Source organism: Streptomyces sp. NPDC005728 (assembly GCF_040630895.1).
In the GTDB taxonomy this organism is placed as follows: Bacteria; Actinomycetota; Actinomycetes; order Streptomycetales; family Streptomycetaceae; genus Streptomyces.
Genome location: NZ_JBEXYL010000011.1, coordinates 1 through 15140, shown reverse-complemented (window position 1 = coordinate 15140; position 15140 = coordinate 1). Strand labels below are relative to the sequence as shown.

Below are 15140 nucleotides of genomic sequence, written 5' to 3'. Positions count from 1 at the left end.
GCGGCCAAGCGGACCCGGGGCTGTGAAGCGGACCCGGGGCGCGTGAAGCCGCCCCGGGCCGGTCAGCCCAGAGGCGGGGTGAGCGCTTCGGTGATCTTCCGGGAGGCCCGGCGGGCCTCGGTCGCCGGGTACGCCCCGCCGAGCACCGCGGTCATGTACCCCTTGATCGGGTTGTCCGCCTCGACCGCGGCCCACTGAGGGGTGTGGGGGGTCGCCCTGCCGTGTGCGGCGCCCGCCGCCATGGCGGCGACCCCCTCCTCCCCCGCGACCGCGCTCGCGAGGGTGGTCTTGTTGGGCACGTAGTTCATGGTGCGGGCGAGTTCGGTGTCCCACTTGGCGCCGGTGAGCGCCCCGATGACGGCGGTCGCGGCGAACTGGTCGTCGGTGTTCTGCGGGACGACCAGGTCGGAGCCGCCGGTGAAGACCGTGCCGGGCCGGGCTGCCGTCTTGCCGGGCACCGGGAAGAAGCCGAGCTTGTCCTTGAGGCCGGGGTTCTGCTGCACGATCGCCTGGGCGAGCCCCGGTACGGCGATGATCTGCGTGACCTTGCCGCCCGCGAACACCCCGGCCTGGGGCGGGTGCTCCTCGTCCGCGTCCACGGGCCCCTCGCCGAGCGCCTGGAGCTGCCGGTAGAACCCCATGCCGCGCAGCGCGGCCGGTGTGTCCAGGGTGCCCCGCCATTCGTAGTCCTTCTCCTCGGCCAGGTCGCCGCCCTCGTCCCAGATGAAGCCGGAGAGGGTGTACCAGTCCTGTCCGGCCAGGTAGATGCCCTGGTTGCCGCCGGAGTTGAGCTTCTGCGTGTCGGCGAGCCACTGGCCGCGGGTCTTCGGCGGGGCGGTGATGCCGGCCTGCTCGAAGAGGTCCTTGCGGTAGACGACCACCCGGTTGGCCGCATACCAGGGGACGCCGTACTGCTTGTTGCCGTCCTTGCCGGGTTCGGCGAGACCGGGCAGCCAGTTCTCCTTGCCCCAGTCGCGCATGGACTCCAGCGTCAGATCGGCCAGCCGGCCGTCGTCGACGTACTGCGGGACCTGCGTGTTGCCCACCTCGATGACGTCGGGGCCGTCCTTGCCGTCGCCCTTGAGCGCCTTCTGGACCTTCTCCACGATCCCGGTCCATTCCTGGATGCGGATGTCCAGGCGCAGGTCCTCGTGGGTGCGTTCGAAGTCCTCGGTGAAGCGCTGCAGGAACTCCTTCGAGGCGCTGTCCTTCATCAGCCACACGGTGACGGTCTGGCGGTCCTGCCCGCCCGGGAGCAGGCCGCAGCCGCTGACGAGGGAGCCGGTGACACAGAGGAGGGCGAGCAGTCGACGTCTCACGAGGGGTCCTGTTCTGTCTGGCATGGGCGGTGCGGACAGGGAAAGGGGCCCGACGTGGGGGGACGAGCGCGGGGCTCGTACGGGTGTACGGGATTTTGGTATGGACCAATGCGTAGGTCAAGCGCTACCCGGGGTACCGGGGCGACGCCTCGCGCCCCGGGCGCGGATACGGCACGGTGGAGTACGGCGTGACACACCGGTCACGACGGACGCGAGGCACAGGCCCACCGCGCCGGCCTCGCGGCGGAGAGGAGCCCCCGCATGTCGAACCACACCTATCGGGTCACCGAGATCGTCGGCACCTCGCACGAGGGCATCGACCAGGCCATCCGCAACGGCATCGCGCGCGCCGACCAGACTCTGCGCAACCTCGACTGGTTCGAGGTGACACAGGTCCGCGGCCAGATCGAGAACGGGCGGATCGAGCACTACCAGGTAGGCCTGAAGGTGGGCTTCCGCATCGAGGACGGGGAGTAGGCCGCCTCACCCGGCCCCCCAGGCGTCAGGTCCGGGCGTCAGGTCCGGCCCTCCCGCTCCTGGGCGTCCTCCAGCACGGCGGACTTCGCGGCCCAGCGGGCCCGTACGACGGTGAATCCGGCGCGCTCGGCGTCGTCGCACACGAGCTCGTCGTCATCGACGAGGACCCGGACCTCGCGGTCCCGGGCGAGCCGGCGCAGGATCTCCAGCTTGGTGAACCGGGCGGGCCTGCGGTCGGCATTGCCCCGCATGTGGATGCGCCCCTCGGGCAGTCCGTGCGCGGCGAGCCAGTCCCGTGTGTCGCGCCGGCACCGTTCGGGCCGCCCGGTGAGGTACACGATCTCGCACTCCCGGGCCTGCTCCTGAAGGAGCGCCACCCCCTCGGCGAGCGGTGGATCCTCGGGCGCGGCCGCGAAGAACCCGGACCAGTTCCGCGGCCTGCCCTCCAGGAAGTGCTGCCGGTGGGCGGTGTCGGCGAGGGTGTTGTCGAGGTCGAACACGGCAACCGGGCGCGCACTTCTGTCAGTCACGGGGCCACCCTAGCCACTGCCATCTAATTGGTTATGGGATCCATTTTCATATAGCGTCCTCGGTGCCCGTCCCGCGGTACCGAGGAGGAGACCCATGGCCGTTCCCAAACGGAAGATGTCCCGCAGCAACACCCGCCACCGCCGCGCCCGGTGGAAGGCGAGCACCCCCCGGCTGGTCCCGGTCACGATCGACGGCGTCAGCCACCTCGTACCGCAGCATCTCGTCCGGGCCTACGAACGCGGGCTCCTGCGCGCCGAGGACTGAGCCGTCCTGGGGCACCGCGGCGACCTCACGCGCGTGACGCCACACGCGGCGGGAATCCTGGGGCCGCCACGGTGTTGAACCCTGCGTGAATGCAGTGATCACCCGGACCAGGTTCTCCGTCCTCGACCGCTCCCGCACCCGCGAGGGCCACCCGCCCGCCGAGGCGCTGCGGGACACCGTCTCGCTGGCGCGGGAGGCGGAGGCGCTCGGCTACCACCGGTTCTGGGTGTCCGAGCACCACGGCGTGCCCGGGGTCGCCGGATCCGCGCCGGCCGTGCTCGCCGCCGCCGTGGCCGCCGCGACCCGCACCATCCGGGTCGGCACCGGCGGGGTCATGCTCCCCAACCACCAACCCCTGGTGGTGGCCGAGCAGTTCGGTGTACTGGAGGCGCTCTTCCCGGGCCGGATCGACATGGGGCTCGGCCGTTCCGTGGGCTTCACGGACGGGGTGCGCAAGGCCCTCGGGCGGGACAAGGACGACGCCGAGGACTTCGCGGCGCAGCTCGGCGAGCTGCTCGGCTGGTTCGAGGGGACGTCGCCGACCGGGGTGCACGCCCGCCCGGCGGAAGGCCTGCGGGTGCCTCCGTTCGTGCTGGCCATGGGCGAGGGCGCGCGGACAGCGGCCCGCGCCGGCCTGCCCATGGTCATCGGGGACCTGCGGGGACGGGACAGGATGCTGCGCGGCATCGACCAGTACCGCTCCCAGTTCCGCCCCTCCCCCTGGGCGTCCGAGCCGTACGTGGTGATCTCCGGGACGGTCGCGGTGGCGGAGACCCCGCAGGCCGCGCAGCGGCTGCTGGTGCCGGAGGCCTGGGCGATGGCGTACGCGCGTACCCACGGCACCTTCCCGCCCCTGGCCCCGGCCCAGGAGGTCCTGGCCCGCGCGATGACCGCGAAGGAACGCGACTTCTACGCGTCCGGTCTCGCGGGCCACCTCGCCGGCACTGCGGACCAGGTCGCCCAGGAGCTGGAGACGGTGCTGAAGGAGACGGGCGCCGACGAGGTCCTCGTCACCACCAGCACGTACGACCGTACGGCGCTGCTGGACTCCCTCCGGCGCCTCGCCGGTCTGTTCGCGCCGCGCGGCTGAGCGACTCAGCCCTCCACGTCGGCCGGCCGGTCCGCGCGGGTCACCACGGAGCCGTCCGCCGCGTCCACCACCGCCCGGTCGCCCGGGTTCAGCCGGCCGGAGAGCAGCATGTCGGCGAGGCGGTCGTCCACCTCGCGCTGGATGGTGCGGCGCAGCGGCCGGGCGCCGAAGTCGGGCTGGTAGCCGATGTTCGAGAGCAGTTCGGCAGCCGCGTCGGTGACCTCCATCGTGACGTCCTGGGCGTGCAGCCGGCGCCGGGTGTGCTCCAGCAGCAGATCGACGATCTGGCGCAGCTGGGTGCGGTCCAGGCCGCGGAAGACGATGATCTCGTCGATGCGGTTGAGGAACTCGGGCCGGAAGTGCTGCCGGAGAGCGGGCGTGACGGCGTCGCGGACCTTGGCGTAGTCCTCGGTGCCGGCGGCCAGGATGCGATCGGCGCCAATGTTCGACGTCATGATGACGACGGTGTTCTTGAAGTCGACCGTGCGGCCCTGGGAGTCGGTGAGCCGGCCGTCGTCCAGCAGCTGGAGCAGGGTGTTGAAGACGTCCGGGTGCGCCTTCTCCACCTCGTCCAGCAGCAGCACGGCGTACGGCTGCCTGCGCACCGCCTCGGTGAGCTGGCCCGCCTCCTCGTGCCCGACGTATCCGGGAGGCGCCCCGACCAGCCGGGAGACGGTGTGCCGCTCCTGGAACTCGCTCATGTCGAGGCGGATCATGCGGCTCTCGTCCCCGAAGAGGGCGGCGGCCAGGGCGCGGGCCAGTTCGGTCTTGCCGACGCCGGTCGGGCCGAGGAAGAGGAAGCTGCCCACGGGCCGGTCGGGGTCGCTCATGCCGGCGCGGGCACGGCGCACCGCCCGGGCGACGGCGGTGATCGCCTCGTCCTGGCCGACGACCCGCTCGTGCAGGTGCTCCTCCAGTTTCATCAGCCGCTCCCGCTCCTCCTCGGTGAGCTGGGACACGGGGATGCCGGTGGTGCGGGAGACGACCTGGGCGATGTCCTCGGCGGTGACCTTCGGGGCGTGCTCCTCCGCCTTGCCCGCCGCGGCCAGATCGGCCTCGGCCTCCCTGATCCGGTCGCGCAGGTCCCTGGCGCGCTCGTACTCCTCGTCGGCGACCGCCTGGTCCTTCTCCCGGCTCAGGGCGGCGATGCGGTCCTCGATCTCGCGGGTGTCGGCCTGGGGTGTCTTTGCGCGCAGCCGGACCCGGGCGGCGGCCTGGTCCATCAGGTCGATGGCCTTGTCGGGCAGGAAGCGGGAGGTGATGTACCGGTCGGACAGCTCGGCCGCGGCGACGACCGCCTCGTCGGTGATGCGGACCTGGTGGTGGGCCTCGTAGCGGTCGCGCAGGCCGCGCAGGATCTCGATGGTGTCGTCCACGGTGGGCTCGCCGACGAGGATGGGCGCGAAGCGGCGCTCCAGGGCCGCGTCCTTCTCGATGTGCCTGCGGTACTCGTCCACGGTGGTCGCGCCGATCAGGTGCAGCTCGCCGCGGGCCAGGGCCGGTTTGAGCATGTTGCCCGCGTCCATCGCGCCCTCGCCGCCGCCTCCGGCACCGACGACGGTGTGCAACTCGTCGAGGAACAGCACCAGTTCGTCCGCGTGCTCGCGGACCTCCTCCAGCACCTTCTTCAGCCGCTCCTCGAACTCGCCCCGGTACTTGGTGCCGGCCACCATGCCGGCCAGGTCGAGCGAGACCAGCCGCTTGCCCTCCAGGGTCTTCGGCACCTCGCCGGCCACGATGCGCTGGGCGATGCCCTCGACCACGGCCGTCTTGCCGACACCGGGGTCGCCGATCAGGACGGGGTTGTTCTTGGTGCGGCGGGAGAGGACCTCGATGGTCTGCTCGACCTCCTCGTCCCGCCCGATCACCGGGTCCAGGCGGCCGCCTCGGGCGTCCTCGGTGAGATCACGGCCGTACTCGTCCACGGTGGGGGTGCTGCTGGGCTTCTTCCGCTCGCCCGCCCCCTCGGCGGGCAGCCGGGCCGGCTCCCAGCCGCCCCCGCCGAGCACCTGCCCGGCCGCCGACTCCGGGTTGGCGGCGAGCGCGCGCAGCAGATGGCCGGGGCCGATGTACGAGTCGCCCTCGGCGCGGGAGATCTGGTAGGCGTCGAGCAGGGCGCGCTTTGCGGACGGGGTGAGCGTGGTGGGCTCGGTCTTCTCCCCGCCGTTCGCGCCGGTGCCGAGCTGCTCGCGGATGCGGTCCGGGTCGGCGCCCGCCTCGGTGAGCAGCCGCCGGGTGGAGTCGTTGTAGGTGGCGGCGGCCAGCAGGTGCCGGGCGTCGAGTTCCTCGCTGCCCTCGGCCGACGCGACGTCCCGGGCCTCGGCCACCAGGTCGCGGGCCCGCTCGGACAGCAGACTGCCGATGTCGACGCGCTGCGGCCGCCGGGCGGGCGCCGCCGGGCCGCCGCTGCTGAAGAAGCGGGACATCAGCTCGTCGAACTCCTCGAACGGACTGCGTCCGAATCCGAAGCCGGGGGTGTTCATGAGGGCGGGCCTTTCTGCAGCATCCGACATCCGCCCCCAAACTCGCACAAACGCCATAAACGCGCATGAGGGGTGACTCCGAGATGCGGTCCCCGCCCGGACCGGAGACGCTGGGAACGGAAGCCTCAAGCGACGAGGAGGGCTGCCATGTCCTTCATGGACAAGATCAAGGGCATGCTCAAAGGCCACGAGGACATGGCCGACAAGGGCATCGACAAGGGCGGCGACTACATCGACCAGCAGACCGGCAACAAGTACCAGTCGCAGGTCGACACCGCCCAGGACAAGCTGAGGGACGAGCTCGGCACTCGCCAGGACCGGCCCCCGCAGTCGTGAGGAACGGGGCCGACTAAGATCGCCCCGGTGCACAACCCCCATGATCCGTACGACCCCTACGTCCATGTCCGCGGTGCCCGCGAGCACAACCTCAAGGGCATCGACGTGGACATCCCGCGGGACGTACTGACCGTGTTCACCGGCGTGTCCGGCTCGGGTAAGTCGTCCCTGGCGTTCGGCACCGTCTATGCCGAGGCGCAGCGACGCTACCTCGAGTCGGTCGCGCCGTACGCGCGCAGGCTGATCCACCAGGTCGGGGCGCCCAAGGTCGGCGAGATCACCGGCCTCCCGCCGGCGGTCTCCCTCCAGCAGCGGCGTTCGGCCCCCACCTCGCGTTCCTCCGTGGGCACGGTCACCAACCTCTCCAACTCCCTGCGCATGCTGTTCTCGCGCGCCGGCGACTACCCGCCCGGCGCGGAGCGGCTCGACTCGGACGCGTTCTCCCCCAACACGGCGGCCGGTGCCTGCCCGGAGTGCCACGGCCTCGGCCGGGTGCACCGCACCACCGAGGAGCTGCTGGTTCCCGACCCCTCGCTGTCGATCCGCCAGGGCGCGATCGCCGCGTGGCCGGGCGCCTGGCAGGGCAAGAACCTGCGCGACATCCTCGACACGCTCGGGTACGACGTGGACCGGCCCTGGCGCGAGCTGCCCGCCGAGGAGCGGGAGTGGATCCTCTTCACGGACGAGCAGCCGGTGGTCACCGTCCACCCGGTCCGGGACGCCGACCGGATCCAACGGCCTTACCAGGGCACGTACATGAGCGCCCGCCGGTACGTGCTGAAGACGTTCTCCGACACCAGGTCCCCGACGCTGCGGGCGAAGGCGGAGCGCTTCCTCACGAGTGCCCCCTGCCCGGTGTGCGGCGGCAGCAGGCTGCGGCCCGAGGCACGGGCGGTGACCTTCGGCGGCCGGACCATCGCGGAGCTGGCCGCGCTTGCGCTGACCGACCTGGCCGCCCTGCTCCACGGCAGCACCGAGACCGTCCGGGTCCTCACCGAGGACCTGAAGTCCCGGATCGCGCCGGTGGTCGAGCTGGGCCTCGGCTATCTCAGCCTGGACCGTGCCGCCCCCACCCTGTCGGCGGGCGAGCTGCAACGGCTGCGGCTCGCCACCCAGTTGCGGTCGGGGCTGTTCGGCGTGGTGTACGTGCTGGACGAGCCGTCGGCCGGACTGCACCCCGCGGACACCGAGGCCCTGCTCGCGGTACTGGACCGGCTCAAGGCGGCCGGGAACTCGGTGTTCGTGGTCGAGCACCACCTGGAGGTCGTGCGCGGCGCCGACTGGCTGGTGGACGTCGGTCCCGGCGCGGGCGAGCACGGCGGGCGGGTGCTGTACAGCGGCCCGGTCGCCGAGCTGGCCTCGGTCGAGGAGTCGGCCACGGCCCAGTACCTCTTCGACGAGGCCCCGGGCCCGGCGCGCAAGGTCCGCGAGCCGCACGGCTGGTTGCAGGCGGGTCCCGTGACCCGGCACAACCTGCGCGGGGTGACGGCCGAGTTCCCGCTCGGCGCGTTCACCGCCGTCACCGGAGTCTCCGGCTCCGGGAAGTCCACCCTCATCGGCGAGTTGACCGAGGACCTGGACGGGGTCGGCCGTCTGGTCCGGGTGGACCAGAAGCCGATCGGGCGCACTCCGCGCTCCAACCTGGCCACCTACACCGGCCTGTTCGACGTCGTGCGGAAGGTGTTCGCCGCCACCGACGAGGCACGGGAGCGCGGCTACGGCGTCGGGCGGTTCTCCTTCAACGTGGCGGGAGGGCGCTGCGAGACCTGCCAGGGCGAGGGGTTCGTCAGCGTCGAGCTGCTGTTCCTGCCCAGCACGTACGCACCCTGCCCGGACTGCGCCGGCGCCCGCTACAACCCCGAGACCCTCCGGGTGGCGTACCGGGGACGGAACATCGCAGAGGTTCTCGACCTCACCGTCGAGGAGGCGGCCGGATTCTTCGCCGACACCCCGGCGGCGGCCCGCAGCCTGGGCACAGTCCTGGACGTGGGCCTCGGCTATCTGCGCCTGGGCCAGCCCGCCACCGAGTTGTCCGGCGGCGAGGCCCAGCGGATCAAGCTGGCGAGCGAGCTGCAGCGGGGCCGCCGCGCCCACACCCTCTACCTGCTGGACGAACCGACGACCGGGCTGCACCCGGCCGACGTCGAGGTGCTGATGGACCGGCTGCACGGGCTCGTCGACGCCGGGCACACGGTCGTCGTGGTCGAGCACGACATGACCGTGGTCGCGGAGGCCGACTGGGTGATCGACCTCGGACCGGGCGGCGGCGACCGGGGCGGCCGCATCGTGGCCACCGGGCCGCCGCAGCAGGTGGCACGGGCGGAGGGCAGCGCTACGGCGCCCTATCTGGCCCGGGTCATGCCGTGACGCGGTCGGGCTGCGGCGGCTCCAGCAGGACCGCATGCGTCCAGCCGGGCTCGGAGGGGACCGGCTGCGCGGCTCGGGCGAGGGCACGGCGGTCGGGATGGGCACCGGGCGGTATCACCGGTCGTAGGTCCACCTCGGCCACCAGGTTCCGGGCGCGGGCGACCCGCCACAGGGAGGCGAGCAGGGTGTCCTCGCCGACGAACGCGGCCGCGGTGCTCGCGGCCCCTCCCCCGTCCTGCAGATAGCGCAGCCGGACCGGCTGCACCGGCACGCCCGCGTCCAGCGCCGCCTGGAAGACGGCCCGGTGGAAGCGGCCGTGCGCCCGCCCGCACCAGGTGCTGCCCTCGGGAAAGGCGACCACGGCCGCGCCCTCCGTCATGGCGTGCGCGATCCGGGCGACCGTGTCGGGCAGGGCGCGCAGCCGGTCACGCTCGATGAACAGCGCCCCGCCGCGTGCCACCAGCGCCCCCGCCACGGGCCACTGCCGGATCTCGGTCTTGGCGAGCATCCGGGCGGGGCGTACGGCGGCCAGCAGCGGGATGTCCAGCCACGAGACGTGGTTGGCGACCAGCAGCAGCCCGCCGGCCGGTGCCGCGGTGCCGGTGAAGCGGACCTGGACCCCTATGGCCCGCACGATCGTCCGGCTCCACCGTCTGACCCACTCGGCGGGGATCCTCCCGCCGAGCGGGGCCAGCACGATCCCGGCCAGCACCAGGGCCACGACCACGGTGATCCGCAGCACGGCCCGGGGTACGGCCGCGACGGGCGCGGCCGGCTCCACACAGGCGCCCGGAGTGCAGGGCGCGCTGGGCAGCCAGACGCTCATCAGGCCGGCACGAGGGAGAGGAAGTGCTTCAGATACCGCGGGTTGACCCGGCGCATCGACAGCAGCACGTACAGGTCGGCGACCCCGAAGTCCGGGTCGTGCGCGGGTTCCCCGCACACCCAGGCGCCGAGACGCAGATAGCCGCGCAGCAGGGCCGGCAGGTCGGTGTGCCCGGCCGGGACCTCGGCGTTCGGGGTCCACGGCAGCAGGGGCCGTACCCGGAACTCCTCGGGCGCCAGGTGCTTGGCGCGCACCCGCTCCCAGGTGCCGGTGGCCAGTGTGCCGCCGTCGGCCAGCGGCACGGAGCAGCAGCCGGCCAGCCACTCGTGGCCCCGGTCGACCATGTAGCGCGCTATCCCGGCCCAGATCAGCCCGATGACCGCGCCGTCCCGGTGGTCGGGGTGCACGCAGGAGCGGCCGACCTCGACCAGCCCGGGCCGGATCCCGTCGAGCGCGGCGAGATCGAACTCGCCCTCCGAGTACAGCCGGCCGGCGACCGCGGCGCGCTCCGGCGGCAGCAGCCGGTAGGTGCCGACGACCTGCCCGGTCACGGTGTCGTTCACCAGCAGGTGGTCGCAGTAGGCGTCGAACGGGTCGACGTCGAGGCCCGGCTGCGAGGTGGCCAGCAGGGCGCCCATCTCCCCGGCGAAGACGTCGTGCCGCAGCCGCTGCGCGGCACGGACGTCGGCCTCGTCGCGGGCGAGGGTGACGGTGTAGCGGGTGGGTGCCTCTGGCTGCGGAGGACGGTCGAGCGTGGTGACGCCGGTCATGGCTCTCTCCATGGTCACGGGCCGGGGTCGGCGGGGACGGCAGACCGTCGGTCCGGGCTGCCTGTCCTGTTCTTCCGACGCCGGTTGGCCTACGCGTGTCCGAGGACCGGAGAGTGGGTGTGGGCTTGTTGAACGGCATGGGTGAGGACACCGGCGGAAAACCAGACGGGGCCGGAAGGAGCACCTCTCCCGACCCCGCCCGTCCGCCCCATGTACGGCGAACGTCTCTTCGTAGGGCTAGCGCTTGGCCGCCTTCCGGGTGGCCCGCAGCCACTCCTTGTTCATGCTCGTGATCGAGACCAGCGGAATGCCCTTGGGGCAGGCGGTCGCGCACTCACCGGTCAGCGTGCACCCGCCGAACCCCTCCGCGTCCATCTGCGCCACCATGTCCAGCACCCGCGTCTCCCGCTCGGGCGCCCCCTGGGGAAGCACGTTCAGGTGGTTGACCTTGGCGGACGTGAACAGCATCGCCGCGCCGTTCGGGCAGGCGGCCACGCACGCACCGCAGCCGATGCACTCGGCGTGCTCGAAGGCGAGGTCCGCGTCCGGCTTCGGCACCGGCGTCGCATGCGCCTCCGGCGCGGAACCGGTCGGCGCGGTGATGTACCCGCCGGCCTGGATGATCCGGTCGAACGCGGTCCGGTCGACGACCAGGTCCTTGATCACCGGGAAGGCCGACGCCCGCCACGGCTCGATGTCGATCGTGTCGCCGTCCTTGAAGGAGCGCATGTGCAGCTGGCAGCTGGTGGTGCGCTCGGGACCGTGCGCATCGCCGTTGATCACCAGGCTGCAGGCGCCGCAGATGCCCTCGCGGCAGTCGTGGTCGAAGGCGACCGGGTCCTCGCCCTTGAGGATCAGCTCCTCGTTGAGCGTGTCGAGCATCTCCAGGAAGGACATGTCGGTGGAGATGCCGTCCACCTCGTACGTGGACATGGCGCCGTCGGCGTCGGCGTTCTTCTGCCGCCAGACGCGCAGGGTGAGCTTCATGCGTAGCTCCGCTGGGTGGGGTGGACGTACTCGAAGACCAGGTCTTCCTTGTGCAGGATCGGGGCCTCGCCCGTACCCGTGAACTCCCAGGCCGCCGCGTAGGCGAACGCGTCGTCCTTGCGGGCGGCCTCGCCGTCCGGCGTCTGGGACTCCTCGCGGAAGTGGCCGCCGCAGGACTCGGCGCGGTGCAGCGCGTCGAGGCACATCAGCTCGGCCAGCTCCAGGTAGTCGACGATGCGGTTGGCCTTCTCCAGCGACTGGTTGAACTCCTCGCCGGTGCCCGGCACCTTGATCCGCCGCCAGAACTCCTCGCGGATCTGCGGGATCCGCTCCAGCGCCTTGCGCAGTCCGGAGTCGCTGCGGGCCATGCCGCAGAACTCCCACATCAGCTCGCCGAGTTCGCGGTGGAAGGAGTCGGGGGTGCGGTCCCCGTCGACCGCGAGGAGCAGGTGGAGGCGGTCCTCCGTCTCGGCCAGGACCTCCTGGACGACCGGGTGTTCGGCGGTGACCGGGTCCTGGTGCGGGTTGCGCGCCAGGTAGTCGTTGATGGTGGCCGGCAGGACGAAGTATCCGTCGGCCAGACCCTGCATCAGTGCCGAGGCGCCGAGGCGGTTGGCGCCGTGGTCGGAGAAGTTGGCCTCGCCGATCGCGAACAGGCCCGGCACGGTGGTCTGCAGGTCGTAGTCGACCCACAGGCCGCCCATCGTGTAGTGCACGGCCGGGTAGATCCGCATCGGCACCTCGTACGGATCCTCGTCGGTGATCCGCTGGTACATGTCGAAGAGGTTGCCGTACTTCGCCTCGACGGCCCCCCGGCCCATCCGCCGGATCGCGTCGGCGAAGTCCAGGTAGACGCCCTGCCCGCCGGGACCGACCCCCCTGCCCTCGTCGCAGACGTTCTTCGCGGCGCGGGAGGCGATGTCGCGCGGGACCAGGTTGCCGAAGGAGGGGTAGATGCGCTCCAGGTAGTAGTCGCGCTCGTCCTCGGGGATCCGGTTCGGCGGGCGGTCGTCGCCCTTGGCCTTGGGCACCCAGATCCGGCCGTCGTTGCGCAGCGACTCGCTCATCAGGGTGAGCTTGGACTGGTGGTCGCCGGTGCGCGGGATGCAGGTCGGGTGGATCTGCGTGAAGCAGGGGTTGGCGAAGTGGGCGCCGCGCCGGTGCGCCCGCCACACGGCGGTCGCGTTGGAGTTCATGGCGTTCGTGGACAGGTAGAAGACGTTGCCGTAGCCGCCGCTGGCCAGGACGACCGCGTCCGCGAAGTACGTGGAGATCTTCCCGGTGATCAGGTCCCGGGCCACGATCCCGCGCGCCCGGCCGTCCACCACGATCAGGTCCAGCATCTCGGTGCGCGGGTGCATCTCCACGTTCCCCGCGGCGATCTGCCGGGACAGCGCCTGGTAGGCGCCGAGCAGCAGCTGCTGGCCCGTCTGGCCGCGGGCGTAGAACGTGCGGGACACCTGGACGCCGCCGAAGGAGCGGGTGTCGAGCAGGCCGCCGTACTCGCGGGCGAAGGGCACGCCCTGTGCCACGCACTGGTCGATGATCTCCACGGAGATCTGCGCGAGCCGGTGCACGTTGGACTCGCGGGCGCGGAAGTCTCCGCCCTTGACGGTGTCGTAGAACAGCCGGTGGATCGAGTCGCCGTCGTTGCGGTAGTTCTTCGCCGCGTTGATACCGCCCTGCGCGGCGATCGAGTGGGCGCGGCGCGGGGAGTCCTGGTAGCAGAACTGGACGACGTGGTAGCCCTGTTCGGCGAGGGTGGCGCCCGCGGAGCCGCCCGCGAGGCCGGTACCGACGACGATGATCGTGTGCTTGCGCCGGTTGGCGGGGTTGACCAGCTTGGCCTCGAAGCGGCGCTTGTCCCAGCGCTCGGCGACGGGTCCGGACGGGGCCTTGGCGTCGACGACGGGCCCGCCGTTCGCGTAGTCGGTGTAGGTCATCTTCAGCTCACCACTCCGGTCATGACGCCCACGGGTACGGCGACGAAGCCGGCCGTGAGCAGCAGTGCGAGGACGTCGGCGACGGTCTTCAGGGCGCGGTCGCGGGTGCGGCTGCCGACGCCGAGGGTCTGGGCGGCGCTCCAGAAGCCGTGCCGGACGTGCAGGCCGAGCGCGAGCATCGCGACGATGTAGACGACGTTGCCGTACCAGGTGGAGAAGGTGTCCACGACGTTCTGGTACGGGTGGCCCTCCTGGAAGCCGCCCGGGTGCACGGTGCCGGTGGTCAGGTCGAGGACGTGCCACACGATGAACAGGCCGAGGATGATCCCGCCCCACCGCATGGTGCGCGTCGCGTAGCTCGACCGCGGCTTCCTGTGCACGTACTTGCTGGGCCGCGCCTTGATGTCGCGTCGGCTGAGCTGGTACGCGGAGACGGCGTGGGCGACCACGGCGACGATCAGCACGACGCGGATCAGCCACAGCGTCCACTCGTAGTGCATGAAGGGTTCGCCGACGGTGCGCAGCCAGTGCCCGTAGTGGTTGAACTCGCCCGCCCCGAAGAAGATCTTCAGGTTCCCGATCACGTGGGCGACCAGGTACAGCAGCATGATCACACCACTGACGGCCATCACCGTCTTCTTGCCGACGGAGCTGTCCCACACGGTGCGCGCCATCGACGGCCGTCGGTCCGTCCGCGTTGCCAGAGCCATGTCTCAAGACGCTAGGGCCGACGTGCCCGATCGGTCCAAGACATGGTCTGCCTCGATTCCATAGGAGAAAGCTATGGTGAAATCATGCAGTTCCAGCAGCTTCAGTACTTCGTCGCCGTCGCCGAGACCCGGCACTTCACCCGGGCCGCCGAGCTGGTCCATGTCGCCCAGCCGTCGCTGTCGCAGCAGATCAAGGCGCTGGAGCGGGAGCTGGGCGCGGACCTGTTCCTGCGCGCCCGGGGCAACATCACGCTCACCGACGCGGGCGAGGCGCTGCTGCCGCTGGCCCGGCGGATCCTCGCGGACGCGGACACCGCCCGGCACGAGGTGCAGGAGCTGGTGCAGCTGCGACGGGGCCGGGTACGGCTGGGTGCCACGCCGAGCCTGTGCACCGGCCTGCTGCCGGACGTCCTGCGCTCCTTCCACGACCGCTATCCGGGCATCCAGCTGCTGATCGAGGAGGGCGGCTCGCACGACCTGGTGCGGGGACTGGCCCGGGGCGCCCTCGACCTCGCCCTGGTCGTGCTGCCGCTGCCGACGCCCGCACCCGCGCTGACCACGGTGGAGCTGCTGCGGGAGGATCTCGTGGTGGTGTCCTCACCGGAGGCGCCTGCGCCCGGGCAGGGTGGCCGGGTGGTACGCATCGCCGATCTGGAGGGCGAGCGTCTGGTGATGTTCCGGCACGGCTACGACCTGCGGGAGCTGACCGTCGGGGCGTGCCGGGCGGAGGGCTTCGAGCCGGAGTTCGCGGTGGAGGGCGGCGAGATGGACGCGGTCCTCGGCTTCGTCCGGGCCGGGCTCGGCGTCGCGGTGGTCCCGCGCATGGTCGCCGCGCGGACCGGGCGCGGTCTGCGGGTGACACCGCTGGCCAGGCCCGGGCTGCAGCGGACGATCGCCCTGGCACATCGCAGCGATGTGGCTCCGCCGCGGGCGGCCAGGGAGCTGCAGCGGATGCTGCTCGAGCGGTGAGGGTGTGCTGTGGGGGGGGGGGGGGCGCCCCCCCCCCCCCCCCCCCACCCCCCCCGAGGGTAGGAGGA

At 71.9% G+C, this 15140-nt stretch carries 14 protein-coding genes; 6 read left to right on the top strand and 8 right to left on the bottom strand.

All coding sequences use genetic code 11. The features are described 5' to 3' along the window. Nucleotides 1–62: 62 nt before the first annotated feature. Nucleotides 63–1319: an extracellular solute-binding protein gene (locus ABZ471_RS10605; RefSeq protein WP_359064627.1), complete on the bottom strand. Its 1257-nt coding sequence runs from the start codon at nucleotides 1317–1319 to the stop codon at nucleotides 63–65. 261 nt (nucleotides 1320–1580) lie between these two features. Between ABZ471_RS10605 and ABZ471_RS10600 the strand changes: the two genes are divergently transcribed. Beyond that, on the top strand, nucleotides 1581–1796 hold the full coding sequence (locus tag ABZ471_RS10600; RefSeq protein ID WP_359064625.1) for a dodecin: 216 nt from the start codon (nucleotides 1581–1583) through the stop codon (nucleotides 1794–1796). 38 nt (nucleotides 1797–1834) lie between these two features. Here ABZ471_RS10600 and ABZ471_RS10595 read toward each other — a convergent pair whose 3' ends face one another. Beyond that, nucleotides 1835–2326, bottom strand: a complete 492-nt coding sequence (locus ABZ471_RS10595; RefSeq protein ID WP_359064623.1) for a hypothetical protein — start codon at nucleotides 2324–2326, stop codon at nucleotides 1835–1837. 94 nt (nucleotides 2327–2420) lie between these two features. On the opposite strand from ABZ471_RS10595, the gene rpmF reads away from it, so the two are divergent. Both rpmF and ABZ471_RS10585 read left to right on the top strand, forming a co-directional pair. Further along, nucleotides 2421–2591 (top strand): 50S ribosomal protein L32, encoded by a 171-nt coding sequence (gene rpmF / locus ABZ471_RS10590; RefSeq protein ID WP_359064621.1) that lies wholly within the window; start codon nucleotides 2421–2423, stop codon nucleotides 2589–2591. Nucleotides 2592–2676: 85 nt separating this feature from the next. Continuing rightward, a complete protein-coding gene (locus tag ABZ471_RS10585; protein ID WP_359064619.1) occupies nucleotides 2677–3681 on the top strand; it encodes an LLM class flavin-dependent oxidoreductase in 1005 nt (334 codons plus the stop codon). Between the two features lie 5 nt (nucleotides 3682–3686). On the opposite strand, the gene ABZ471_RS10580 is transcribed toward ABZ471_RS10585, so the two are convergent. Next, nucleotides 3687–6164, bottom strand: a complete 2478-nt coding sequence (locus tag ABZ471_RS10580) for an AAA family ATPase (protein WP_359064617.1) — start codon at nucleotides 6162–6164, stop codon at nucleotides 3687–3689. A 147-nt stretch (nucleotides 6165–6311) separates the two neighbouring features. On the opposite strand from ABZ471_RS10580, the gene ABZ471_RS10575 reads away from it, so the two are divergent. After that, complete coding sequence (locus ABZ471_RS10575) at nucleotides 6312–6500, top strand: antitoxin (protein ID WP_359064616.1); 189 nt, start codon at nucleotides 6312–6314, stop codon at nucleotides 6498–6500. Between the two features lie 27 nt (nucleotides 6501–6527). After that, nucleotides 6528–8867: an excinuclease ABC subunit UvrA gene (locus ABZ471_RS10570; protein ID WP_359064614.1), complete on the top strand. Its 2340-nt coding sequence runs from the start codon at nucleotides 6528–6530 to the stop codon at nucleotides 8865–8867. Here ABZ471_RS10570 and ABZ471_RS10565 read toward each other — a convergent pair. From ABZ471_RS10565 to ABZ471_RS10545, 5 genes are all read right to left on the bottom strand, one after another. Further along, a complete protein-coding gene (locus ABZ471_RS10565) occupies nucleotides 8857–9693 on the bottom strand; it encodes a lysophospholipid acyltransferase family protein (protein ID WP_359064612.1) in 837 nt (278 codons plus the stop codon). The genes ABZ471_RS10570 and ABZ471_RS10565 overlap by 11 nt on opposite strands. Then, nucleotides 9693–10463 (bottom strand): GNAT family N-acyltransferase, encoded by a 771-nt coding sequence (locus tag ABZ471_RS10560; RefSeq protein WP_359064610.1) that lies wholly within the window; start codon nucleotides 10461–10463, stop codon nucleotides 9693–9695. The genes ABZ471_RS10565 and ABZ471_RS10560 overlap by 1 nt, the downstream gene beginning before the upstream one ends. A gap of 237 nt (nucleotides 10464–10700) precedes the next feature. Next, a complete protein-coding gene (locus tag ABZ471_RS10555; protein WP_359064608.1) occupies nucleotides 10701–11450 on the bottom strand; it encodes a succinate dehydrogenase/fumarate reductase iron-sulfur subunit in 750 nt (249 codons plus the stop codon). Beyond that, complete coding sequence (locus ABZ471_RS10550; protein ID WP_359064606.1) at nucleotides 11447–13393, bottom strand: fumarate reductase/succinate dehydrogenase flavoprotein subunit; 1947 nt, start codon at nucleotides 13391–13393, stop codon at nucleotides 11447–11449. The genes ABZ471_RS10555 and ABZ471_RS10550 overlap by 4 nt, the downstream gene beginning before the upstream one ends. A 2-nt stretch (nucleotides 13394–13395) precedes the next feature. After that, a complete protein-coding gene (locus ABZ471_RS10545; RefSeq protein ID WP_359064832.1) occupies nucleotides 13396–14067 on the bottom strand; it encodes a succinate dehydrogenase in 672 nt (223 codons plus the stop codon). Between the two features lie 120 nt (nucleotides 14068–14187). On the opposite strand from ABZ471_RS10545, the gene ABZ471_RS10540 reads away from it, so the two are divergent. Then, nucleotides 14188–15072, top strand: a complete 885-nt coding sequence (locus ABZ471_RS10540; RefSeq protein WP_359064604.1) for a LysR substrate-binding domain-containing protein — start codon at nucleotides 14188–14190, stop codon at nucleotides 15070–15072. Nucleotides 15073–15140 lie beyond the last annotated feature (68 nt).